Origin of the sequence: Eubacterium sulci ATCC 35585, assembly GCA_001189495.1 — a bacterium.
Taxonomy (GTDB): Bacteria; Bacillota; Clostridia; order Peptostreptococcales; family Anaerovoracaceae; genus Eubacterium_B; species Eubacterium_B sulci.
Genome location: CP012068.1, coordinates 1272291 through 1296663, shown reverse-complemented (window position 1 = coordinate 1296663; position 24373 = coordinate 1272291). Strand labels below are relative to the sequence as shown.

23 protein-coding genes are annotated in these 24373 nt (G+C 41.6%); 12 read left to right on the top strand and 11 right to left on the bottom strand.

All coding sequences use genetic code 11. The features are described from left to right. Positions 1 to 2742: 2742 nt before the first annotated feature. The 3 genes from ADJ67_06005 to ADJ67_05995 all read left to right on the top strand — a co-directional run bounded on the left by ADJ67_06005 (position 2743) and on the right by ADJ67_05995 (position 5181). Positions 2743 to 3444: a membrane protein gene (locus ADJ67_06005; protein ID AKT47235.1), complete on the top strand. Its 702-nt coding sequence runs from the start codon at positions 2743 to 2745 to the stop codon at positions 3442 to 3444. Between the two features lie 181 nt (positions 3445 to 3625). Beyond that, positions 3626 to 4501 carry an alpha/beta hydrolase gene (locus ADJ67_06000; GenBank protein AKT47234.1) on the top strand — a complete coding sequence of 292 codons (876 nt, stop codon included), beginning with the start codon at positions 3626 to 3628 and terminating at the stop codon, positions 4499 to 4501. A 23-nt stretch (positions 4502 to 4524) separates the two neighbouring features. Next, entirely contained in the window at positions 4525 to 5181 is a 657-nt protein-coding gene (locus ADJ67_05995) for a GTP pyrophosphokinase (protein AKT47691.1), read from the top strand. A 72-nt stretch (positions 5182 to 5253) separates the two neighbouring features. On the opposite strand, the gene ADJ67_05990 is transcribed toward ADJ67_05995, so the two are convergent. Then, positions 5254 to 6972, bottom strand: coding sequence for a hypothetical protein (locus tag ADJ67_05990; GenBank protein AKT47233.1), 1719 nt, complete (start codon positions 6970 to 6972; stop codon positions 5254 to 5256). Positions 6973 to 7090: 118 nt separating this feature from the next. On the opposite strand from ADJ67_05990, the gene ADJ67_05985 reads away from it, so the two are divergent. From ADJ67_05985 to ADJ67_05950, 8 genes are all read left to right on the top strand, one after another. After that, positions 7091 to 7975, top strand: a complete 885-nt coding sequence (locus ADJ67_05985) for a hypothetical protein (GenBank protein ID AKT47232.1) — start codon at positions 7091 to 7093, stop codon at positions 7973 to 7975. Positions 7976 to 8110: 135 nt separating this feature from the next. After that, complete coding sequence (locus ADJ67_05980; GenBank protein AKT47231.1) at positions 8111 to 8740, top strand: guanylate kinase; 630 nt, start codon at positions 8111 to 8113, stop codon at positions 8738 to 8740. Then, on the top strand, positions 8740 to 8946 hold the full coding sequence (locus ADJ67_05975; protein ID AKT47230.1) for a DNA-directed RNA polymerase subunit omega: 207 nt from the start codon (positions 8740 to 8742) through the stop codon (positions 8944 to 8946). The genes ADJ67_05980 and ADJ67_05975 overlap by 1 nt, the downstream gene beginning before the upstream one ends. Before the next feature lie 131 nt (positions 8947 to 9077). Beyond that, complete coding sequence (locus tag ADJ67_05970) at positions 9078 to 10838, top strand: hypothetical protein (GenBank protein ID AKT47229.1); 1761 nt, start codon at positions 9078 to 9080, stop codon at positions 10836 to 10838. A gap of 220 nt (positions 10839 to 11058) precedes the next feature. Further along, positions 11059 to 11832 (top strand): 30S ribosomal protein S2, encoded by a 774-nt coding sequence (locus ADJ67_05965; GenBank protein ID AKT47228.1) that lies wholly within the window; start codon positions 11059 to 11061, stop codon positions 11830 to 11832. 71 nt (positions 11833 to 11903) lie between these two features. Then, positions 11904 to 12827, top strand: a complete 924-nt coding sequence (locus tag ADJ67_05960) for an elongation factor Ts (protein ID AKT47227.1) — start codon at positions 11904 to 11906, stop codon at positions 12825 to 12827. An 89-nt stretch (positions 12828 to 12916) separates the two neighbouring features. After that, positions 12917 to 13417: a DNA glycosylase gene (locus ADJ67_05955; protein ID AKT47226.1), complete on the top strand. Its 501-nt coding sequence runs from the start codon at positions 12917 to 12919 to the stop codon at positions 13415 to 13417. Positions 13418 to 13490: 73 nt separating this feature from the next. Beyond that, positions 13491 to 13994 carry a hypothetical protein gene (locus ADJ67_05950; protein ID AKT47225.1) on the top strand — a complete coding sequence of 168 codons (504 nt, stop codon included), beginning with the start codon at positions 13491 to 13493 and terminating at the stop codon, positions 13992 to 13994. Positions 13995 to 14083: 89 nt separating this feature from the next. On the opposite strand, the gene ADJ67_05945 is transcribed toward ADJ67_05950, so the two are convergent. Genes ADJ67_05945 through ADJ67_05930 form a run of 4 tightly spaced genes read right to left on the bottom strand, consistent with a single transcriptional unit; the run spans position 14084 to position 18703 of the window. After that, a complete protein-coding gene (locus ADJ67_05945) occupies positions 14084 to 15337 on the bottom strand; it encodes a methylaspartate ammonia-lyase (protein ID AKT47224.1) in 1254 nt (417 codons plus the stop codon). Positions 15338 to 15382: 45 nt separating this feature from the next. Then, positions 15383 to 16834 (bottom strand): glutamate mutase, encoded by a 1452-nt coding sequence (locus ADJ67_05940; GenBank protein AKT47223.1) that lies wholly within the window; start codon positions 16832 to 16834, stop codon positions 15383 to 15385. After that, positions 16818 to 18209, bottom strand: coding sequence for a MutL protein (locus tag ADJ67_05935; protein AKT47222.1), 1392 nt, complete (start codon positions 18207 to 18209; stop codon positions 16818 to 16820). Before ADJ67_05935 ends, ADJ67_05940 begins: the two co-directional genes overlap by 17 nt. Continuing rightward, complete coding sequence (locus ADJ67_05930; GenBank protein ID AKT47221.1) at positions 18206 to 18703, bottom strand: methylaspartate mutase; 498 nt, start codon at positions 18701 to 18703, stop codon at positions 18206 to 18208. Before ADJ67_05930 ends, ADJ67_05935 begins: the two co-directional genes overlap by 4 nt. Before the next feature lie 202 nt (positions 18704 to 18905). On the opposite strand from ADJ67_05930, the gene ADJ67_05925 reads away from it, so the two are divergent. Further along, positions 18906 to 19157: a hypothetical protein gene (locus ADJ67_05925; protein AKT47220.1), complete on the top strand. Its 252-nt coding sequence runs from the start codon at positions 18906 to 18908 to the stop codon at positions 19155 to 19157. A gap of 70 nt (positions 19158 to 19227) precedes the next feature. Here ADJ67_05925 and ADJ67_05920 read toward each other — a convergent pair whose 3' ends face one another. The 6 genes from ADJ67_05920 to ADJ67_05895 are packed head-to-tail and all read right to left on the bottom strand — an operon-like array spanning position 19228 to position 24223. Beyond that, positions 19228 to 20211, bottom strand: coding sequence for a hypothetical protein (locus ADJ67_05920; protein AKT47219.1), 984 nt, complete (start codon positions 20209 to 20211; stop codon positions 19228 to 19230). Between the two features lie 37 nt (positions 20212 to 20248). Then, positions 20249 to 20809 (bottom strand): hypothetical protein, encoded by a 561-nt coding sequence (locus tag ADJ67_05915; protein ID AKT47218.1) that lies wholly within the window; start codon positions 20807 to 20809, stop codon positions 20249 to 20251. Continuing rightward, positions 20806 to 21645 (bottom strand): fumarate hydratase, encoded by an 840-nt coding sequence (locus ADJ67_05910; GenBank protein AKT47217.1) that lies wholly within the window; start codon positions 21643 to 21645, stop codon positions 20806 to 20808. Before ADJ67_05910 ends, ADJ67_05915 begins: the two co-directional genes overlap by 4 nt. Before the next feature lie 14 nt (positions 21646 to 21659). After that, on the bottom strand, positions 21660 to 23075 hold the full coding sequence (locus tag ADJ67_05905; protein AKT47216.1) for a citrate lyase subunit alpha: 1416 nt from the start codon (positions 23073 to 23075) through the stop codon (positions 21660 to 21662). Beyond that, on the bottom strand, positions 23068 to 23952 hold the full coding sequence (locus ADJ67_05900; protein AKT47215.1) for a citrate lyase: 885 nt from the start codon (positions 23950 to 23952) through the stop codon (positions 23068 to 23070). Before ADJ67_05900 ends, ADJ67_05905 begins: the two co-directional genes overlap by 8 nt. Continuing rightward, positions 23945 to 24223: a citrate lyase subunit gamma gene (locus tag ADJ67_05895; protein AKT47214.1), complete on the bottom strand. Its 279-nt coding sequence runs from the start codon at positions 24221 to 24223 to the stop codon at positions 23945 to 23947. Before ADJ67_05895 ends, ADJ67_05900 begins: the two co-directional genes overlap by 8 nt. Positions 24224 to 24373 lie beyond the last annotated feature (150 nt).

Sequence of the window (24373 nt, the reverse complement as noted above, 5' to 3'; positions counted from 1 at the left end):
TTACAAAACCAACTCTGATGTAAAGGAAATCTCAATCCTTGAGCCAAAGGCCAAGACAGTAGAAGTTAACAAGGGCGACTCCGTTGACTTCTCGGAACTTAAGGTTAAGGTTGTTAAGAAGGACGGCTCTGTTAAGGAAGTCGAGTGGAAAGATTTCGCAGCTAGTGGACTCAGCATAACAGATGAGGACGGCAAAGCTATCGAAAATGGAAGTGATCTAAAATCATATGCTGATAAGAAGATAATCAAAGCAAAGGTAGTTCATAAGGAATCACTTTCATATGATACCTTTAGGATTTTGGTTGGAAATTATAGCAAGGATTATATTGTCGGACTGGAATACAGTGCTGACGGTTCAAAGTGGTACAAGGTTAAAAATATTAAGGAAGACCCTGCTGATATCCGTAAAATTGATAACCAACAGATTGTTGATGCTCCTTTATCGTTCGAGTTCGAAACAGTTAAGCTTCGCGTTGTTTCAAAGAGTGGACATCGCTATGAGTATACCCCTGATAAAAAACCTGTAAATAAGAAGGTAAAATATACTCTTAATAAAGACGAAAATCCTAATGCTCCTAAGATAATACATGTGGAATTCCAGCTTTCAGGCATAGAAGCTGATAAAGACCTTGTCGTTGATAACGGAAGCAGCAGCGGCGACGGTGGTGTCGGAGAGCCGGCACTACCTGAGGTAGAGGTTGACAGTAAGGTGATTGAGACTGATCTTGATGAACCTGGAAGACCAAAGTGGACTGAGCGCAAGCCGATAAAACCAGCAACAGTTAGGAGCCTAGATAAAGATGCAGAGATGCAGACCACGATTGAAGGACTTCCAAAGGGTCTTAGCTTTGATGGAACTAACATTACGGGAACACCAGTTGTAGAAGATGGTAACTGGGACGGCGATGGAGGTATGTTCAAGACAGTGACTCTGAAGTTCAAGGCAAAGAAGAACGGAAAGATGCTGGTTAGAACATACAAGTACTGGATTTACATAGATAAAGACCGCGACGGAATAGCAGATGATGATGAAGATGGCGGAATAGCGTTTACACCACAGAGACTAAGTAGTAAACCACTAGTTGTAGATGGTAAAGAGCCAACACTTGATGATTATAAAGCTCTGTTCAGCAACATACCGTCAGATAGTTCTGTAAATGTAAGCATAAAGCAGAAGCCAGACCTCAGTAAGAAGGGTATAACGAGAGCAGTTCTTGAGTTTTCTGTAGATGGAATAACAAAGAACGGTAAAGCAACTGTTATGATTGATGTGAAGAACCCTGTTAAGGATGGTGGCGGAGAACCGGCACTACCTGAGGTAGAGGTTGACAGCAAGGTGATTGAGACTGATCTTGATGAACCTGGAAGACCAAAATGGACTGAGCGCAAGCCGATAAAACCAGCAACAGTTAGGAGCCTAGATAAAGATGCAGAGATGCAGACCACAATCGAAGGACTTCCAAAGGGCCTTAGCTTTGATGGAACTAACATCACGGGAACACCAGTTGTAGAGGATGGTAACTGGGATGGCGATGGAGGTATGTTCAAGACAGTGACTCTGAAGTTCAAGGCAAAGAAGAACGGAAAGATGCTGGTTAGAACATACAAGTACTGGATTTACATAGATAAAGACCGTGACGGAATAGCAGATGATGATGAAGATGGCGGAATAGCGTTTACACCACAGAGACTAAGTAGTAAACCGCTAGTTGTAGATGGTAAAGAGCCAACACTTGATGATTACAAAGCTCTGTTCAGCAACATACCGTCAGATGGTTCTGTAAATGTAAGCATAAAGCAGAAGCCAGACCTCAGTAAGAAGGGCATAACGAGAGCAGTTCTTGAGTTTTCTGTAGATGGAATAGAGAAAAAAGGTAAAGCAACTGTTATGATTGATGTGAAGAACCCTGTTAAGGATGGTGGCGGAGAGCCAGCACTACCTGAGGTAGAGGTTGACAGCAAGGTGATTGAGACTGATCTTGATGAACCGGGAAGACCAAAGTGGACTGAGCGCAAGCCGATAAAACCAGCAACAGTTAGGAGCCTAGATAAAGATGCAGAGATGCAGACCACGATTGAAGGACTTCCAAAGGGCCTTAGCTTTGATGGAACTAACATCACGGGAACACCAGTTGTAGAAGATGGTAACTGGGACGGCGATGGAGGTATGTTCAAGACAGTGACTCTGAAGTTCAAGGCAAAGAAGAACGGAAAGATGCTGGTTAGAACGTACAAGTACTGGATTTACATAGATAAAGACCGTGACGGAATAGCAGATGATGATGAAGATGGCGGAATAGCGTTTACACCACAGAGACTAAGTAGTAAACCACTAGTTGTAGATGGTAAAGAGCCAACACTTGATGATTACAAAGCTCTGTTCAGCAACATACCATCAGATGGTTCTGTAAATGTAAGCATAAAGCAGAAGCCAGACCTCAGTAAGAAGGGCATAACGAAGGCAGTTCTTGAGTTTTCTGTAGATGGAATAGAGAAAAACGGTAAAGCGACTGTTATGATTGATGTGAAAAACCCTGTTAAGGACGAAACAAAACCGAGCAATGTTTCAAACGAGAACTATTCGCATAGATCTGCTATAGCCATAGCGAATTTAGAAACACCTACAATCGAAAATCAGAGCAGTCAGTCTGCTAACTTTAATAATATCGGCAACGAAAAAGCACAAAAGCTAGCGGAGCAGGTAACTGCTCCAGCTACAGTTGAAAAAGAAAGGATGGGACAGTGACTTTAATTATCGGAATAGTGCTGACTGCTGTATTTTATATGGTTTCAGCCAATGCTATAAAGAAACATCCGGGTTTGTTCTACACAGGAATTTATGTGTGGTGCGGTATGGTCGTGTTCTATTTCAATATGGGATATGACAAAAACTTTCCGGAATGGTTCAATGAATACTTTATGAATATATTCGCCAGGGGAATTTTCTCAACCGCTACATTCATGGTTGTTATGTTTCTTGGGACTATTACAAAACACAATAAGCTGTCGAGAAAGCTTATGAGCGTGCGTGGGGAAATATCAATCATTGGTAGCTTGATTGTTCTTAGCCACAACGTGATATTCGGTGTTACATATTTTACGATGCTATTCACAAATCCAAAGGCTATGTCTACAAGACAGATGATAGCGTCAATTATCACACTGTGCCTTCTGGCAATGCTGGTTCCTCTCTTTATCACATCGTTCAAATTTGTTAGGCGCAAAATGAAAGGTAAGACGTGGAAAAATGTACAACGCCTAGCATATCCATTCTTTATTGGAATATATGTGCATATAATGGTGCTGTACTCGGCAGATGTGAAAGCACATCTATCAGGTATAATTATCTACACGCTTATATACGGAAGCTATATAGTTTTACGTCTGAGAAAGGCAGCACTAAAGGCGCGCAAGTCGCGTATTGCAACAGAGCAGGCAGTGTAGCTAAAATTGACCGAATATGTGGTTAGCCGATTGATAAATCGTTCTATGATATAAACAAAGAAAAAAGCATACCCCTTTTGCTAAATAAATCAGCAAAAGGGGTATGTTTTATGTAGAGCTTATTACTGACATACAGATGATTTTTATGTATAATAATGGTGTGATAGGTATAGGTAAGTAAATGAAAGATAAAAAATTCCGTTTAGGGAAATTAAAGAAAATACTACTTGTTTTATGTTTAATTTTTATTGTCGTAGCAGCTGCCTACGGAATCGAAAGCGCAATCATATATAACAGGGAGCCTTCAACAAAGTACGTGCAGTCGACACGTCCTACTTTGTTTTTTCATGGTTTTGGTTCAAGCAGTTTGGCCGAAAAACATATGGCAAGAGCTGCTGTGAAAAGCGGTGTAACTAATACTGTAATAGAGGCAAAGGTCGATAAATCCGGTAAAGTTACGCTCAAAGGCAAGATAGAAAAGGGCGCGATAAATCCAATTGTACTTGTAAACTATGAGGACAATAAGAATCCTAATTATCGTCAGGATGGAAGATATGCCTTAGCAGTTGTAAGGAAGCTGCAAAGCGAATACGGCTTTACAGAGATGAATATGGTAGGCCACTCCATGGGAAATATGTCTATCATGTACTATTTACTGGATAACAGTGGATATAAATCGCTTCCTAAGCTGGTTAAGCAGGTTAATATAGCGGGACATTTTGATGGAATCCTAGGCTATGACTTTGATGAGAACACCGTGCTTGATAAAGAGGATGGAAAGCCGAACATAATGACGCAAAGCTATGAAGAACTTACCGAAATCAGAAATCTTTATCCAGAAAATCAGATAGATGTGCTTAATATTTTTGGAGACAGGGGGGATGGAGGAGATGGCTCTGTCAGCATAATCTCATCCAAAAGCTTGAGATATTTGGTAAAGGAGCGAGCAAAATCCTATAGGGAGGAGCTTATCAAAGGCAAGGGCGGAAAGCACAGTAGTCTTCACGAAAACGAGGAAGTTGACAAGTTACTAATTGAATTTATATGGGGGAAATAGCAATGAGAACAAAAGCAGAGACCATGCAAGGACTCATAACTAAATATCTACCAAAGGATCCAGATGAAGCCAAGGCATTTATGTACGAGCTGGATATTCTACTTATGAGATATGAGTCTGCGATAAGAGAAGTGCGAACCAAGCTAGAGATACTCAACGATGAGCTATCGCTACTTGGACATCAAAACCCTATAAACAGCATACTCTCAAGGCGCAAGAAGACTCTAAGCATATTTGAAAAGCTAGAGCGTCAGGGAGACGAACTCACATTAAGTTCAATACAGGAAAATCTAAACGACGTAGCTGGAATCAGAGTAATATGTGGCTTCATCGATGACATTTACAAGGTGGCAAAGATGTTAGCAAGACAGGATGATGTAAGGCTGATTCAGGTCAAGGACTACATCAAAAATCCTAAGCCAAATGGATATAGAAGCTACCATATGATAATTGAAATTCCAGTTTTCTTCTCGGATGAGAAGCTGCCTATGCGTGTAGAGGTTCAGATAAGAACAGTAGCCATGAACTATTGGGCTAGCCTTGAGCATAAAATGAAGTACAAGCAGGATATTGAAAACGCTGGTGAAATTATGGCTATGCTAAAGGAGTGTGCAGATACCATAGCAGAGACTGATAAGAAAATGCTCGCGATTAGAGAGATGATTCCTATCAAAAGCTAGAAGTGAGATAACAAAGTAAAATCAGGATGAATTAAATGACCTCCAGGGTTAGGCTCCGGAGGTCGTTTCGATTTAGTCATTCTTTTTTGGTAGTGCTGGGTCTATATATACCGTATGGTTATTTGTAAATATAACCATACCAGGCTTTGCGCCAGATGGCTTTTTGACGTATTTTACTGGTACATAGTCGACTGCCACATTTGCAGATTCCTTGCCCTTGCTATGCCAAGCGGCAATTGCTGCTGCGCAGTAGATATCATCAGCACTAGCTTCCTCGCCGTCTGTCTTTAGGATTACGTGTGAACCTGGGATGTCTTTGGTGTGGAGCCAGATATCGCTCTTTGATGCAGTCTTCAGCGTCAAAGTATCGTTTTCCTTGTTGTTTCTGCCGACGAGAATATCAAAACCAGAAGGCGATTTATATTTGTGAGGGCTAGGCTTAAACTTAGGAAGTTTGCCCTTGAGCTTTCTCGGTTTCAGGTATCCACCTTCTACAAGCTCTGTTCTGACTGCCTCTATATCCTCGGGGCTTTCGAGTTCATCCAGGAAGCTCAGAACCGAGTCGAGATAATCGATATCCACTTGCGTTTCTTCTAGCTGGGAAGTCTTTTCCTTTATAGCTGTCTTTGATTTTCCGTACTTCTTAAAATATATTTGTGCATTCTTTGATGCTGAAAATCTCGTATCTAGCGGGATTTCTATATCACTTCCATCATAGTAGTTTAGAAGCTTGACCTTGCTTGCTCCTGCTTTGACAGCGTGAAGGTTAGCTGTAAGAATTTCTCCATATAGCCTCAAATATTCTGAGTCCTGAGCGGAACTTAAATCCTCGGAAAGCTTCTGCTTCTTGAGAAGAGCCTTATCATGCATGGACTGAACCTTCTTGTAAAGGTCGTGAGAGCGCTGTTTTACTAGACCTGAATTTATCTTGCCTGAGAAGAAGTTATCTATACAGAGGCTAATGTTATCAAAGTGCTTTGGATATGCAGAACTCTCGAGCTCTCCAAGTGGCATCACATGGTAGTCAAGAGGCTTTGTGCATTCCTCGTCCTCAAAATATATGACTGGTTTAATAGAAGTGCAAGCTCCTGCACCTTCAGAAGTCTCTCCGATTTCTGCTGCTGCTCTGATGAACTCAAAGGCATCTTCCTTGCTGTTTACTGCTTTGCTAGCTAGTTCTCTAGAAATAGCTGGCGAAATACCGCCTATCGTATTTAGGTAAATCTTAGCTGATGGTTCAAAGCTTGCAAACTGCTCGAATGTGAGTTTATCAAAGGCTATCTTATCCTGAGCAGGCGGATACTCGTATCGCATTCCGGGAAGAACCTGTCTTGCACGGCTTGTGTCGATTGAAACTCTTTTGATTGCATCGACAATGTTTCCGCTTTCGGTATCAACTAAAATAACATTGCTGTGTTTTCCCATGATCTCAAAGATGAGCTTCTTGCCTAGTGTAAAGCCTAGCTCGTTTAGGGTCTCAAATGAAAATTCAATTATTCGCTCGCAATCCTTTTGCTCGATAGCAACTATTCTTCCGCCTGACAAATGCTTTCTAAGCAGCATGCAAAATGCGAAAGGCGTTGCAGGATTTGCGGTGTTATAGTCGATAAAATGAAGCCTTGGCGCATTGCTAGATGCAGATGCGAAAAGCCGCTTATTTCCGTTTTTGGTGTGTATATTTATAACCAGCTCATCGCGTACGGGCTGGTATATTTTGTCTATTTTTCCTAGCAAGGCCTGGTCTTTTAGCTCCTTGACCATTGCTCTTGTCACTATTGCATCAAATGCCATGAGGATATCCTCCTTAAATATATGTATTTAATTTTAATTTGACTATGCTTGTTTGTCAATCAATTGCAAATGTGTTATGATTGTGTATGGATATGCATACAGAAACGAGGATGAATACATGATTAAAAGTATGACAGGCTTCGGTAGAGCCGAGGTAACAGACGAGAAGAGAACTGTAGTCGTAGAGATAAGATCGGTAAATCACAGGTATTGCGATATAAATGTAAAAATGGCAAGGCGATATGCCTTTGCTGAAGAGAAAATAAAATCTACAATCAAAGAGGTAATCAAGCGCGGCAAGCTCGATGTTTCTGTTATGGTCGAAAACCTTACAGAAAGCGATGTAACTATCAAACTAAACGACCTTGTTGCAAAGCAGTATGTAGAGAACTTCAAGATACTAAAGGAAAGCTATGGCCTTAGCGGTGAGCTTAGTCTAGATTTACTTGCTCAGCAACCAGATGTTATGAGAATAGTTCCAGATGTCGAAGATCAGGATGAGGTTCTAGCGGCAATCCTAGAGCCAGTTAGACTAGCTGCCATAAATCTTGATGAGATGAGAATTGCAGAGGGCAAGAAGCTAGAAAAGGATATGCTAGAAAGAGGCGAAGTCATCAAGGATTTTGTTGCCGAGATAAGCGAGCGTGCTCCTTCTGTGCCTAAAGAATATGCAGAGAGACTAAAGAATAGGATTGCAACACTTCTTGAGGATGCGACTGTTGCATCTGAGGAGAGGATAGCTCTCGAAGCTGCTATATTTGCAGATAAGTGCAACATCGATGAGGAAATAACAAGGCTAAACAGCCATATGGAGCAGATGAAGAAAATCATTGACGAGAAGGGTCAGCCTGACGGAAAGCGTCTAGACTTCCTAGTTCAGGAAATGAACAGAGAGGCTAACACAATCGGCTCCAAGGCCAACGACCTTAGTATAACCGAGAGAATGCTCAAGATAAAGGCGGAGGTTGAGAAGATAAGAGAGCAGGTTCAAAACATAGAGTAAGCTGCTTATTTACATCAAAATGCCCTCACGGGCAGAAAATATGCAATTTATGAGGAAAATAGCATTTAAGCCTTGAGAATGAAGTCGCAAAATGCTATAATTCTATTTTGATAAGATTAGGTTAGGAGTACTGTTTTGCAAGGCAAGGAAGGTTTCGGAAACAAGGGCAAGCTTTTTGTACTATCGGGTCCATCGGGAGTCGGAAAGGGTACAATCTGCAAGAAGCTGCTTGAGAACATCGATTTAGAGATATCTGTATCTGCAACAACTAGAAAGCCACGCGAGGGAGAAATTGAAGGAGTAAGCTACTTCTTTGTTAATCACGATAGGTTTGAAGATATGATACAGAAGGGTGAGTTTTTGGAGCACGCAGAGGTTTTCGGAAACTACTATGGAACGCCTAAGCAGAAGGTGCTAGACAAGCTCACTTGGGGTAAGGATGTACTGCTTGAGATAGACGTTCAGGGTGCTATGCAGGTAAAGGAAAATTATCCACAGAGTATTACGATTTTCGTATGCCCACCATCGCTGGCAACTCTCAAGCATCGCCTAGCAGGTAGAGGAACAGAGAGTGAGGAAAGCCTAAATCAGAGAATCGCAAAGGCTCTTACAGAGATAGAGATGCTTAAGAACTACGATTACTACATAGTAAACGATGAACTTGATGATGCAGTTAAGAATGTAAAGAGCATAATTTACGCAGAGCATCACAGAATAGATGAAATAGCAGATGAGATTATTGCAAAGTATAGGGAGGAAGAATAATGTTATACCCATCAATAAATGAGATTAGAAAGAAAGTAGATAGCAGATACACTCTAGTTGTTCTTGCAGCAAAGAGAGCAAGAGATATCATTGACGGATATCCACTTTTGACAGATGAGTGTCCTAACGACAGAGCTGTTTCGCAGGCTGCATACGAAATTAGCGATGGTCTCGTAAGCTATAACAGAGAAACTCTCGATAAGTAAATCAGTGATAAATGATGATAAAGACCAGCTTACGCCAAGGCGATTAAGTTGGTTTTTTTATATTATTATGATATAATTATTGTGTTGTGATTACATATAAGTTATCGCTTTTTTATATTTTGGAGGTATAAATGAGTTACAAAAGTAACGTAAAACAGAGATTACTAACCGTACTTTTGACTGTTGCAATGATATTTGCGATGCTTCCTGCAATGAGTGCATTTGCAGATGAGCTTCCGACACCAGTGACAACAGCTAGTTTTAGCAATTCTACTACAACCGTAGATGGAATCTACGATGACATCAAACTCGATTTTGAGCAGAAGAGAGTTGCAGTATCAGTGTCTCAGGTTAACATAGTTAACGGAAAGTCTTATGCGGTTGTGACTTTTGCTTCAAAGGGCATTCTCGCATACAGCGTCAATGTAGATGGTGTTCAGCAGACTATTAGAACAGAAACTGAAGAGCCATCAGCAAACTTTGATAAGGGAAAAGCCACTGCAGAGATGCCTATCCCAATCGGTCAGCAGTTTGAATTCTCCGCTTACTCAAAAGGCATGAATAAGTGGATCAAGTATAGTATGAAGGTTTCACTAGAGAGAACATACTATGTTTTCATAATTGGTGCTGTAAAGGTAGATAACAATGGCCTAAGAGAAGAAGTTAGTCCACAGGCTAATATTAAGATTACAGATGCTCAGGATGGAACAGTAATAGAACCATATTCTAAGAACGGAAATGAATATACTTATCGTCTAACAAAGGAAGCTGTTTTTAGCATGTCACTCGGAGACGAGTATGAGCAAGCTGGAATGACTGATGGCAAATACTATACAAAAGGAAATTCGGTTATCACAGATAGAATTTCGGCTAAGAATGACCATAACATCTATACTGGTTATTTCATGAAGAAGGAAAATGCACCGGAACCTAAAACTCTTGAGAAGGGCGTTTACAATGTAACTGGAGACCCAAAGAAAACTGATGATGCAGGCATTGCAAATACTTATGGAAGCAAGATGTTTAGAGTAGTTAAGGCTACTTTAACAATTGCTGATAATGGAAAGCCAGTCTTTGCAGACATATACCTAAGCGGAGTTGGTTACGATGCTCTTTATGTTGGTAAGATGGTTAAGGATGCTCCAGCTGGCGCTATCGCAGCCGGAAATCCTGACAAGCTATATACATCTGCTCAGCTTCCTAAGTCACAGGCGTTTGTAGGTAAGGACGATGCAGGAAAGCTGCACTTCGTAATACCTGTAAGCGAATTTGACGAGGCCTTTGACCTGCTAGCTAGATCAACTAAATTTGATCAGTGGTCACATAAGAAGCTTTCATTTGCTAAGGACAAGTTAGTTAAGATTTCTGGTCTAGATCCAGAGTACAATGTTTTAGAGGGTAAGGAACTAGACCTAAAGCAGGGAGATACAGCAACTATAAGAGTAGATGCTGAATATAGTGACTTCCACGAGGTTCTAATTGATGGAGAGGTTTTAGATAGCACCAAGTACACATCAAAGAGTGGATCGACTATCGTTTCAATAAATACATCAGGTTTAGCTGTAGGAAGACATACAGTTACGATGACATTCGCAAACGGTCGTTATGCTACATCAACAATAAACCTAGCTCAGGGACCTGCTGTGAATCCAGCAAACCCAGCTAATCCAGCAAATCCTGGACAGCCTGCTGTGAATCCGGCGCAGCCAGCTAACCCAGCGCAGCCAGGTTCAACTCAAGCAGTAGCAGGGTCACAGGCACAGGGCCAAACAGCTAGCAGAAAAGCTACGCCAAACACAGGTGATTCTTCAGATATGCAGCTTATGACTCTTGTTCTTCTAGCATCATTAACATCAGCAGTAGCTGTTTATAGAAAGAAGAGCGCAAGATAGTTTAGACACCGAAATTCATAGGAAAATATATTAAATTTCCCTATGAAATGTTTAAGAAATTCCTTGCAGAAATAGCTAAATTTATATATAATATATGGTGGTTCGCTGTGAACCACCATATATTTTTATAATTCACACCCGGTGTGCGGCATCTTGGTGCTATAGATACTATAGTTATGTGCTCGCGGAATCCGAGTGGAAGGAAAACCAGGAGGACAATATGTCAGTAATTTCAATGAAACAGCTTTTAGAAGCAGGTGTACACTTTGGTCACCAGACAAGAAGATGGAACCCTAAGATGGCTCCATATATCTTCACAGAGAGAAACGGAATCTATATCATAGATTTACAGCAGACTGTAACTATGTTCGACGAAGCTTATGAGTTCGTTAAGAGCGTAGCTGCAGAGGGTAAGCCTGTTCTTTTCGTAGGAACAAAGAAGCAGGCTCAGAACGCAATCAAGGACGAGGCTGAGAGATGCGGAGAGTACTTCGTAAGCGAGAGATGGCTTGGCGGAATGCTTACAAACCACAAGACAATCGGCACAAGAATTAAGCGTCTCAACGAGATCAACGAGATGGAAGAGAACGGAACATTTGATAAGCTATCCAAGAAGGAAGTTACTAAGCTTACAGCAGAGCGCGATAAGCTAGAGAAGAACCTTGGTGGTATCAAGGAGATGAAGGGACTTCCAGGAGTTATGTTCGTAGTTGATCCTAAGAAGGAGAAGATTGCGATTAAGGAAGCTAAGATTTTGGGAATTCCTGTAGTAGGTATTGCAGATACAAACTGCGATCCAGATGATCTAGATTACATCATCCCAGGTAATGATGATGCTATCAGAGCAATCAAGCTATTTGCAGGAAAGCTCGCAGATGCAGTTATCGAAGCTCACCAGGGTGAGAGCTTTGACGAGGGCGTAAGCGCTGAAGAGCAGATGGCTCAGGCTGCAGCAAGCGAAGCAAAGGATATCGAGGAAGTCGCTGCTGAATAATAAGCGACCGACAGAATGAACTTTATTTGGCTTGGCTTTTGCTAAGCCAAAATGTATTTGAGGAGGATAAAATGGCTATTAGTGCATCAATGGTTAAAGAACTTCGTGAGATGACAGGCGCTGGCATGATGGATTGCAAGAAGGCTCTTGTTGAAACAGACGGAGATATGGATAAGGCTGTAGAGTTCCTAAGAGAAAAGGGACTAGCTAAGGCAGCTAAGAAGGCCGGAAGAATTGCAGCTGAAGGTCTTGTAAGACTAGCATTTTCAGATGATCATAGAGAGGCAGTAGTTGTAGAGGTTAACTCTGAGACTGACTTCGTATCAAAGAACCCTGAGTTCGTTCAGTTCGTTGAGGATGTTGCAGCAAAGGCTCTTGAGCAGAAGAACAACGATATCGAAGAATTCATGAACGTTGATTTTGACGGAGAAGGAACACTTCAGAATGCCCTTTCATCAAAGATTGCTAAAATCGGTGAGAACATGAACATCAGACGTTTCTTCAAGTGCGCTACACCAGGAGTTGTTTACACAGGATACATCCACGGTGGCGGAAGAATCGGTGTACTTGTAGGTATCGAGACAGAGGCTACATTCGAAGAAATCGAGTATGTTGGTAAGGACGTAGCTATGCAGGTTGCATCAATGAATCCTAAGTTTGTAAATGAGGATGAGGTTGATAAGGGCTGGCTAGAGTCAGAAACAGAAATTGCTAAGCACCAGCTTCTTAACGAAGGTAAGAAGGAAGAGCTCCTTGAAAGAATCATCCCAGGAAAGATCAAGGCTCTACTTAAGGAAGTTTGCCTAGTTGATCAGAAGTTCGTTAAGAACGGAGACATCACAGTAGCTCAGTACGTTGACGAAGAGAGCAAGAAGATTGGCAAGTCAATGAAGGTTGTTGAGATGGTAAGATTTGAGGTTGGCGAAGGAATCGAAAAGAAGGAAGAGGATTTCGCAGCTGAGGTTGCAGCACAGCAGGCAGCAGCAAGCAAATAAGCTAATATAAACTACAATAATGATTATAGAGGCATCACATTGACGGATAACCGCCGATGCGGTGCCTTTTTTATCTATATGGAGGAAAAATGTTTGAGCATAACATAGGTCCATTTTTTGATGAAAAATCAAATATACTGATTCTAGGAAGCTTCCCATCGGTCAAATCAAGAGAGGAAAACTTCTACTATGCAAATAAACAAAACAGGTTTTGGAAGGTGCTTGCACAAGTATTTAAGGACCAAGTTCCAGAGAGTGAGTCAGAAAAGAAGGATTTTTTGACGGCCCATAGGATTGCGCTTTGGGATGTAATCGCATCCTGCGAAATCCTTGGCTCATCTGATGCTAGTATAAAGAACGTTACTCCTAGCGATATTTCTTTAATACTTGAAAATGCGCCTATTGAAAAGATCGTGCTAAATGGCAAAAAGGCGGCGCAGCTTTTTTATAGAAACCAAGGAAGTGCGCTTCCGTTAAGAAACTGCAAGGCGCAAGTTATAGAGGTATATGAGCTTCCATCAACTAGTCCTGCAAATGCAGCATTTAGCCTAGATGCCCTAATTGCACATTGGAGTATTATATCAAAATAATCTAAACTTTACTGATGACAAAGCTCTAGAAAAAGAGTACATTAATAGTATATAATAAAAGTGGAGGTGCTTTATGGAAGGTATGAATACTAGAATTGATTTGAGTCTCGAAGAATACATGAGATTTGCCTTTACAGTGCAGAGACAGGACAGGAGATATATAAGAGCTAAACTCATTATGATGCTTGGTCTTTTGATTTTAGCGGTAGTGAATTTTAGGAGCGGTAACAAACAGCTCGGAACCATTATGATTGTTGCAGTTGTAGCGCTGCCTATGGTTCTTGATATAATGATGAAGAAGCAGGTTACTAAGGCATATAGTGATAATACAAATACGCAGGGTATAAATACAAGCCTTACTTTTTATGATAATTACTATGAGGGACATAGCGAGCTAGGTGATAATAAATATCTTTATGAGGAGCTATATAAGATAATAGAGACGCCAACGAATTTCTATTTGATGCTATCGCCTCAGCACGGATCTATAGTCATTAAGGAAAATTGCAGTGATGAACTTCTGATGTTCCTAGATCAGCTTAAGACTAGGATGGATAAGGAATACGGAAAAAAATAGAAGGCCCATGCCTGAGCCTCCTATTAATACGCGTATAAGGTGCGTAAGACCCTCTCTTACGCATTTTTTATTGTTCTTAAGGTTATTTATTAGTTTCGAAGTCTTGCCTTTCTGAGAGCGAGAATACGGTTCATTTCGTTGTTCACAATCATGAAGCCTTCGTCTACGCCCATGCCTGGCTTTGCCAGAATCTGGTCTGGCTGTGTTGCCATAGCGCAGCTTACACAAACCTGAGCGCTTCTGTCGGTTTCGTTGCATGTTCCGCCCTGGTAAGCACCTATGCCTTTGCTCTTGCAGTAGAGAACCGCTTCGATTGTATTATTGATTCCACCAAGATCAGGGGTCTTTATCTGAACCATGTGTCCAGCCTTATTATCCGCAAATAGTTTGATATCTTCAAGGGTATTACACCACTCGTCAGCCACGAGCTCAACGTCGCAGCCTCTGCTATCAAGTTCCTTTGTTAGAGCAGAGAGCGCTTCAATTTGGTCTTCTCTGTTGCTATCGCAGTCCATAGGACCTTCGATTCTAAGATGGAAAGGCTTTGCCGTAGCGCCTAAATCTTCGATATAGTCAGCCATCTCCTTATAATTATTGTTGCCAAAGGCTGTTCCTATAGTTCCGTAAACATCGATATGTATAACAGGGGAGTAGCTTTCATCAGCTCTGCAGTTAATAATCCTATCTCTGAGCCAAGCTACATAGTCCTTGAGCTTTTCTCCATGCTTACCTAGCTTTTCCTCAACATTATTTATCAAAGCGTGAGGAAGTACATCTGCACCCTTTAAAATCATCTTATCTGAATTGTTATACCTATCATCACCTGACTGTGTAAAGATTGGAATAGGCTTATCGCTTACTTCACATCCGTACTCGTCTGCAACAACCTCGCACATGAGTCTTCCTGATGCCTTAGCAACTGCATCTAAAAGTGCCTGAGATAGTCCATATCTTATGGCTGTGTGAAGTCTTTTGCCATCGACTTTAATTGCTTCCATATCTTCACAAAGCTTACGGAAATTATCAGCGTCTTTGCCGATAAGCTCAGGCCTTATATATTTATCGATTACTGGGATAAAGTCCTCTGCAAGAAATAGGGGATCTCTTCCACCAGCGCCTGAATACTGAACGGCAGCACAGTCTCCTGTGGCAACCTGACCATCTTCGAGCAAAATCATTACAGAAATTGACTCGCCAGCCTGGCGGACTGATTTAAATCCTTCTGTTACAGGCTCGCCTGTGTAGAATAGGCCATCGTGACCAGCGCCTCTTTTGATCGCTCTTTGGTCATCAAAGTAAAATCCTGTGCGTCCTGGTGAACAAATTACATCTACGATTTTCATATCTTTAACTCCAATCTGAATTCATCTAGATATATTGAAAGCTGTTTAGCGCTTTGGTCTTCCAACAAGTCTACCTTTACCGATAGCGTATACGTCATCTATAACCATCTGGAAGGATGCATCGCGAGCTTCGGCTTTTGCTCTTTCTTCAATCATTTCCTTGTGAAAATCCTTTAGCTCCTGTGTGAATGGCAGGTTTCCTATGTTTAGGATTCTCACTGCTCCGTTGTTGTCACGGCATGGAAGCATGAGTCCTGCATTATATCTGCATGGAGCAAATGGTATATCGATAACGCCGGCCTCTGTAGCTCTGCATGTTCCGACTGCGATGTCACCATCTCCAAGTTCAAAGCACTTATCTACGATACAGCGAGTCTCGGCCTTGATAATTTCCTTTTCGTCTTTGAGAGCTGCCTCAGAGAAATTCTGGTCCTTAAGCATGTTAACAACCTGCTTGGTGCATCTAAGTCCCTGGCCGTTAGCTTCCATTGTAGGGATTCCTATAGCCTCGTGAGGGCTCTTTACGATAACCTTGGTTGCCTTTGATAGACCTGCGATAAGGCTTCCGGAGGAAATAACTCCAAATGCCTTTGCTTCATCAGCAGGAAATCCGCCCATCCACTGGTGAAGTACAGTTGTGACAACTACATCATCGTAACCGTACTTATGTAGATATTCTTCAGTCAGCTCTTCAAGAGTTCTGATTGCTGCTATATCCTGAATTATGTTACCGCACTGACCGTAGCCGACTGTGATGTTCTTTACGCCTTGCTCAGCAGCAAGAAGTGCTTCAATAATTGCAACAGAGTGTGATACGCAAGGAGGTACAAGCGTTCCTGTCAAAGGTCCATAAGGTTCACGGTTGATGGAAACTCCCATCTCCTCGTAGAGACCAGTAAGTCTATCAACATACTGCCAATCTTTGATTGTGCGCTCCATTGGAACATCCTTGCAGTAAGGCAGATTGTATGATATTCCGCCGCCTTCATAGCTTGTGAATCCGCCTGCATAGGTGATTTCTGTCAAAAGTCTGGCATCTGGTGTACCGTGTCTTACCTGAACAGGGGTGTGCACGCTTTCGATGACCTTACGGCAGCCGCTAACGCCGTGATTTACAGGTGGAAAACCGTTCATCATCGCACGACCGAGTCTGATTGATTCTTCGATTCCGTTTTCGGCTTCCTCATAGCGGTTAAGCCTTGTGTAGCTATCTACAGTTGTAGGTAGTAAATCTGCTTCGCCAACATCCTCTAGATAGTTGAGGAGCTTGATATGCTCTTCTATTACCGGTACGCCTGCTCTTGGTTGAACTAGGGTATCTCCGTTTTCCTTAGCTTTAATAAGTTTTTCTGAGAAAATCTTATCTTTTGGCATAGCCTTGTGATAGGCTACAGCCTCCTCTAAGTCGACGTCCTTACCAGTGGGCCACTGAGCCAAAACCTCTTCACGGAGTGCTAAAAACTCGGCTTCTGGTATCTTCTTATTTTTCAAATCCATCTTTTTTTAATTCCTCTTTCATAATCTGAAGTGCGATTTTTGGATGGTGTGCTGAAAGCAAGCCCATCGCTGCTAATATATATTTGCGGTCTACTCGTATCTCTGCTGTCTTTGGTCTGAGTGACATTGGATTTGCCACATCAAAGAGTGCATGAGATGCGATTTGACCTGTTCTACTCGTGTGAATTAGGCTACCGCCTGTTACAATTATCTGTTTTACATCGCGCAGATCCTTGCCTGTCTGAACATAAGTGAGTCCGCATACGGTATAGGTTTCTTCCATATAACCAGCGTGTCTTGTTACGGCTGTTTCTATAGCCATAGAAGCCAGCGCGTAGTCTAGGCGCTCAAGTTCATCATCACCATTTGGAACTACATCAGTATGAGTGCTTAAATAACTTATAAGCTCACTAGCGCGTTCTTCGCTTAGACCAGATAGCTCACATATACGATCCAGTCCTGCAGCATCTACAATACCGTTTATGCTATACCTCATTCCGATATCGCCTTCAACGGTTCTCTTAGAATATGGTTCCGGCAAGCCTTTATATACAGTGCCTGAATGTGATGGCTTCCCATTTGCTACAGAATAGATATCGGTAGTAGCACCTCCAACATCAACTGCAATTAGCTCCCCGAGACCTTTCTCTCCTTCACAACCATCTGCTAAAAGGTTTATCGCCTGTAGTACAGCGGATGGGGTAGGCATCAAAATGTCTGTAAGTATTGATGAAGCTTTGCTTAGTCCCTTTGCCTTAATTATGCGACGTAGAAAAATCTCTCTAATTTTACCTTGTGTCTCTGCTATATTTATTGTGCCAAACTTAGGCATAACATTTGGGCACACATAGGTCTCATGACCTTCCAAAATTCTTTCGCATTCCCTTGAGGCGTTGCGGTTTCCTGCTATGATGATAGGAAACATGGGCGTGAGAGTAGCGAGCATCTGAGCATTATGTACTATGCATTCGGTATTTCCACCATCGGTTCCACCAACAAGTAGGAATATATCTGGCTTACTCTTTGATATTTCTTCTATATCATCTTCTGTAAGCTCAAAGGAAAATAGCTTAACTATCTTGGCTCCAGCTCCGAGCGTAGCCATCTTTGCTGCTTCTGATGTCAGTTCTGGAACTAGTCCCGAAGCTATCATGCGAAGGCCACCGGCTGCAGAAGAGCAGGCAAGTGTTTTTTCGTACTCGATATCGCCAATCTTGTCCTTTAAAATTGAAAGACCTTTATTAAGACCTTCGTTTATATCGCTTTCTACAGTGGTATAGGAAGCTGCTGTTCCGAGGATTTTAGCATTTTCTATATCAACTGCTGTAAGCTTGGTATATGTGCTGCCGAAGTCAATCAGCAGGATAGCTCTCATAAATGGCTTTCCTCTGTGATTTCGGCGGAGCTCTCATGATCAGCCTCGGATTGAACTCCAGTGTCAGCGTCTTTATCATTAAAAATTTGGTGTAGAGCATCTATAGTTGTCTCAGGTGCAGTTCCTGGAGGGAAGGCGTAGTCAAAGCCCATCTCCTTAAAACGTTTCTCGACATCCTCAAACTTCTGCTTGCCTATAACTATATTGCCACCTACGAGCAATGGGATATTCTTAAGTCCTGCCTCGTCACATTTCTCACGCATTCCACGGCAATCTAGTTCGCCCTGTCCGTATAGTGAGGATATGAGGATAGCATCTGCACTTGACTCTATAGCTGCATTTATGAACTCTTCCTGCGAAACCATAACTCCAAGATCCACAACGTCATAACCTGCTGCCATAAAAGCATGGTGTAGGATTTTTATCCCTACAGCGTGAACATCAGAGCCTATTACTCCGATTATCAAAACTCTCTTTTTTCTGTCTGAAAGCATTTGCTTGACCTCAATTTCTATCAAAAATAATAATACAAATATCTATATTGATATATAACATAATAGTACAGTGAACTATATCAAAAGTCAACGCATATATACATAGGAATGCAAAGTTTTTATATTAAAATAATTGATGATTTTTAAAAGCTATATCATAAAAATAAAAAGGTGATATAATAATAGCAAGAGGTGATTTGAAATGAAGATACTTAAATCAAAAACATGGCAGTTTGCAGCTGCTGGACAAGAGCATGAGATAGTATTATTTGGAAAACATATATTTGATTACAGATGGAATAATACGCACAAAAGCGTCACAGTAAAGGATCCTCTGTACAATCAAGACCATAGATTTGGAATATATGAAGTGGAGATAGATGGAGAAATCCATAAATTCGCTGCAGGTGAGTTCAGCAATGGCATATGGGGTTTCTATATATATAAATATTAGACTAAATATCAAAGATTAATAGATAAAACTAGAGTTGGAGCAGTAATTATTTACTGCTCCACTTTGTGCTTTAAAGTATTTTACTATCAATCAGTTTTTCTATTTTATCTCTTACGTACATGAATGAGCCAGCATCTATCTGATAAGAGCATTCAATTAGTCTATGCTTAGATGCAAACTTTCGTATTTGATTCAAAACCTTGTCACTACAATATTTTTGGTAGTTTTCTGGTACAAGGATGACATCCTTCTTTGAGAGATACTTTGTGATTTCGCTATCCCTTGATATCATAAGAGGCTTTGAAATCTTAGCATTTTCTGTATATGTTTCAGAGAGCTCATAGAGCATATTACCAAATTTTTCACTATTACAGATGATGCCGACCTTTTCACCAGGAGCAATTTTGATTATTCCAGCGACGCTCTTTGGCATCATAGTTAGTGCTGTTTTGATAACCTTGTCGCTCTGAGGAATGATACCAATGAGCTCATCAGAATGTGCTGCTGTTGTGATTATCAAATCCATATCTTCGCTAATCTTGTATGGATATTCACGAAGATCACTGAGGAGGTAAGAAAATAGGTCAATTTGTTCTATTTCTCTAAGCTGTTCAGCTAGTTGATAGAGAGTTTCGGGATTGCACTCTACAATTCCTATCTTTACCTTGTCCTGGTGTGAAGCGCGGTCTCTGAGCCTTAGATTGATAAAAATATTTATCTCAGACATGGAAAACTGCATGTCTTCTAGTTCATCAAACATATGGTCAATTGCGGCCATAGCACGCTCTTTACGGCTTTCACTGTCGCTAGGTCTATAGCTTACAAATGTGCCACGACCACGTATCTTCTCTATAATACCAAGGTGCTCTAGTTCATCATATGAACGCTTTATTGTTCCGCGAGCAATTCCTAGTTCGTCTGATAAGTCCCTTACCGTAGGGAGCTTTGTCATTGGGGGAATTTTGCCATTTTGGATATTAGCCTTGATTACATCAACAAGCTGTCTATAAATTGGAATATCCAGTTTTGGATCGATGTGAAATAGCTCTGACATGTCTTCCTCTTTCTTTGAAATAGTTTATTACTTCGTCTTATTTTTGTGTTTGTAGGTAAGAGGCTCTGCCGTCTTCGTAGAGATTATTGCCTTCTGAATCTATTACGACAACAACAGGTAAATCCTCCACATAAAGCTTTCTGATAGCCTCTGCACCAAGGTCTTCGTATGCTATTACTTCTGCACTTTTGATACACTTGCTGAGAAGAGCTCCGCAGCCGCCAATAGCACCAAAATAAACCGCTCCATGTTTTTTCATGGCTTCTATAACTTCAGGACTGCGTTTGCCTTTGCCAATCATACCTGTTTCTCCCTGTTCAATCAGGGCAGGACTGTAAGCGTCCATTCTGTAGGCTGTCGTTGGGCCGGCTGAACCTATGGCAGAGCCTGGTTTTGCAGGGGTAGGGCCAACATAGTAGATTACGGAGTCCTTTACATCAAAGGGAAGTGCTTTTCCTTCTTTGATGAGCTCACAAAGCCTTTTGTGTGCTGCGTCTCTAGCAGTATATATGGTGCCTGTTATAAGGCAGTTGTCACCACTTTTTAATTTTCTTGCTTCCTCTCTAGAAAGAGGAACATTTATCTTCTTTGCCATTATATTTCCTCCGTCATATGTCTAGTAACGTGGCAGTTAATGTTGACTGCTACTGGAAGTCCTGCGATATGTGTTGGAAATTTTTCTATGTTTACTGCAAGGGCAGTTGTCTTTCCGCCAAATCCCTGAGGTCCTATACCTAGCGCGTTTATCTTTTCTAGAAGTTCTTCTTCGAGCTCTGCATAGAAAGCCTCGCTGTTTCGCTGATCGACTGGTCTCATCAAAGCCTTCTTTGCTAGATATGCAGCCTTATCAAAGGTTCCTCCTATACCAACTCCGACAACTATTGGAGGACATGGGTTTGGACCTGCATCTTCAACTACCTTGATAACAAAGTCCTTTACTCCTTCAATTCCATCAGATGGCTTCAGCATCTTGATCTGACTCATATTTTCACTTCCGAAGCCCTTAGGAGCGACTGTAATCTTAATTTTATCGCCAGGGCAGATGTCATAGTAAATCATAGCAGGCGTGTTGTCGCCTGTGTTTACACGGTTTAGTGGATCAGAAACGACAGATTTTCGAAGATAACCTTGCGAATATCCCTTTCTGACGCCTTCGTTAACAGCTTCTTCGAGATTTCCTTTGATGTGAACATCTTGGCCAATGCTTAGGAATACACAAGCAAGACCTGTATCCTGACATATCGGCTGGAGATTTTCATCTGCGATATTAAAGTTTTCTATTATCTGATCTAGTATTATGGATGCGGTTTCCCAGCTTTCTTCCTTTGATGAAGAGATTATCTGCTTCTTCATATCGGGCGGAAGATGGTAGTTAGCATCTATGCAAAGCCTAGCAACGACTTCGCTTATAAGTGATGAATCGATTTCTCTCATTTCATTTGGCCTCTCTATTTTTGCAGTACATTGTAAATATTATCTAGAAGTCCTCCATCGCGTGATATAACCTTTGCGACTATCTTATCGCCCTTAGGTGCCTTGTTTGGAAGACCAGTATAGCTTTCCGCTTTTCTCTTAAGGTCGTGAATGTCTATCAAAGGAAGACCGGCACTACGCATGCGTTCAGCTAGCTCCTGATTTCTTGGATTTACTGCGATACCGCCCTGTGTAACTAAAACATCTATATCTTTGCCAGGAGTTGATATGCATGAAACCCTGTCGGTTATCATAGGGAGTCTGCCTCTGAACATTGGAGCGATAATCATTGCAAGCTTTGCACCTGCAGCAGTATCGCTGTGTCCGCCAGAGCCACCCATGATGTATCCGTTAGAATCTGTATGAACATTTACATTGAAATTAGTATCTATTTCTGTTGCACCAAGAATTACCACATCTAGGCTGTCAACAACTGCACTCATGGAGCTTGGTGAAGCATAGTGAAGTGCAGAAATTTCCTGATGCTGAGGATTCGTTCTGATTGACTCTACAGCCTTAAGATCAAAGCATTGTACATCTAGCAGTGACTCAAAGCAACCTGCATTTAGCATATCAACCATGTAGCCTGTAATTCCGCCAAGACCGAAGCTGCCTTTGATGCCTTCTCTGACCATTATGTCCTTGAGAAACTTTGCTGCTGCAAGCGAAGCGCCACCTGCGCCTGTCTGAAATGAAAAGCCGTCCTTAAGAAGTCCAGAGGCTTTGATTACCTTTGTTGCTTGATCAGCCATGATTAGGCCAACCGGGTCTCTTGTTATCTGAGTTGTTCCTGAAACTATGCCTTGAGGATTTCCTATGGCAGGAACTTCAACAACATAATCGACATTGATCTCGGAAATTGACCACTGAATCAAAGGGTAGGGAACTATATTATCTGTGATTATTATCACGTGCTTAGCGTTCTGCGCATCTGGAATCGCATACCCAAGGCTTCCGCAGGCTGATTTTCCAATCTTGCCACTGCAGTTTCCCATGGGGTCAGATGCAGGTGCTGCTATAAAAGCTATATCGATTGGAGTTCTACCGCTTTCTATATCTGATGGTCTGCCTCCGTGAGTTCTAAATTCAACTGGAGTATCCATGATACCCTCTGAAATACTGCGTCCTAGGCCTGATGACATATAGTCTGTGCATATCTTTGTGACAACGCCACTCTCTATATGTTCAAGAAGTTCAGAGTGAGTATCAAAGAGGGAACTTGCATTTACAGTGAGATCCTTAAATCCCATGTCAGCAATTTCCTCCATGACCATGTTGAGTACAAAGTCACCATTTCTCAAATGATGATGAAAGGAGATGCTCATAGAATCCTTGAGATCGCAGAGTGAAATTGCCTCGCGAAGTGAGGATACAATTTTGCTGTTATTCATCAATCTGCTCCTTTCTTATTCCGATGGCTTCAGCCATCTCTATGGTATTCTTTGCTCTAGCAACTATAGGCGCATCTATCATTTTGCCGCGTAGAGCGATAGCTCCTCGTCCTTGAGCAGCAGCAAGCTCTATGGCATTCATTACCTCATAGGCATATTTGATATCAGCGATGGAAGGGCTAAATACTGTATTTATTGCATCTAGGTGCCTTGGAGAAATTGAAGCCTTTCCTGTGAAGCCTAGCGACTTAGCGTATTCAGAATCTGTGATTATTCCATCGTCATCATTTACATCTGTAAAAGGTGTATCATAGACATCTACGCCCGCGGCTCTTGCAGCCATGACCATTCTTGACCTAGCGTAGTCAATCTCATGTCCTTCTTTGGTTCTCTTGCATCTAAGATCTGCAGTTAGATCCTCGGCGCCTAGGAAGATGGCGCAGACACTCTTATCTGATGAGGCGATGTTATATGCGTTTTCGATTCCAAGTGCTGTCTCTATAAGCGGCATAATCTTAAAGTTGTTTAACTCAAGACCGAGTTTTTCTTCAAAATCTCTAAGGTAAGCGCTCAAAACAGCAACATCATTAGCCGAAGACGTCTTAGGTAGCATTATAATATTTGGTCCGGAAGGAAGTATTTGATTTAGGTCTTCCTTCCAAAAACTTGTATCTAATGAGTTTATTCGTACGACTATCTCGATGCCTGAGAAGTTCATATACTTTATAGCGTTGCGAACTAGAAGCCTTGCTGAATCCTTTTCTGCAGGTGCAACAGCATCCTCTAAATCAAAGATAATCGCATCAGCTCCCATGCAATTGCTGTTTATAATCAGATTTGGGGTATTGCCCGGAACAAAGAGCATAGATCTACGCATCATGTGCCTCCATTCCCCTGCTAAGTGCAGTTTCAACTCGCGCGCGAATTACACAGTCGAGCGCACCGCGGTCAACAACCTTTATTTTGACATCTGAGATGTTCATCTCGTTTATGACATCGAGCACAGCGCTTCTAATGGCTTCGCCAAATTGCTCAATGACTGCTGATTCTAGATTAAGCTCTATACCGGAAACGCTAGGTTCAAGCTCTACATAAACGTCGCTTGATTCCAAGGTTCCAGCGCAGGCCTTACGATTTATCATAGGCATGTTGATATCCTCCAGTAGACATTGTTACATAATTGTATTATATCAATTACCGATATTATATAATACAATGTATCATTTTTCAATTTGCAAATATCATTTTTTAGGATATACTAAGGTTTATAAATAGAACATCAAAGGTAAAATCGCTTG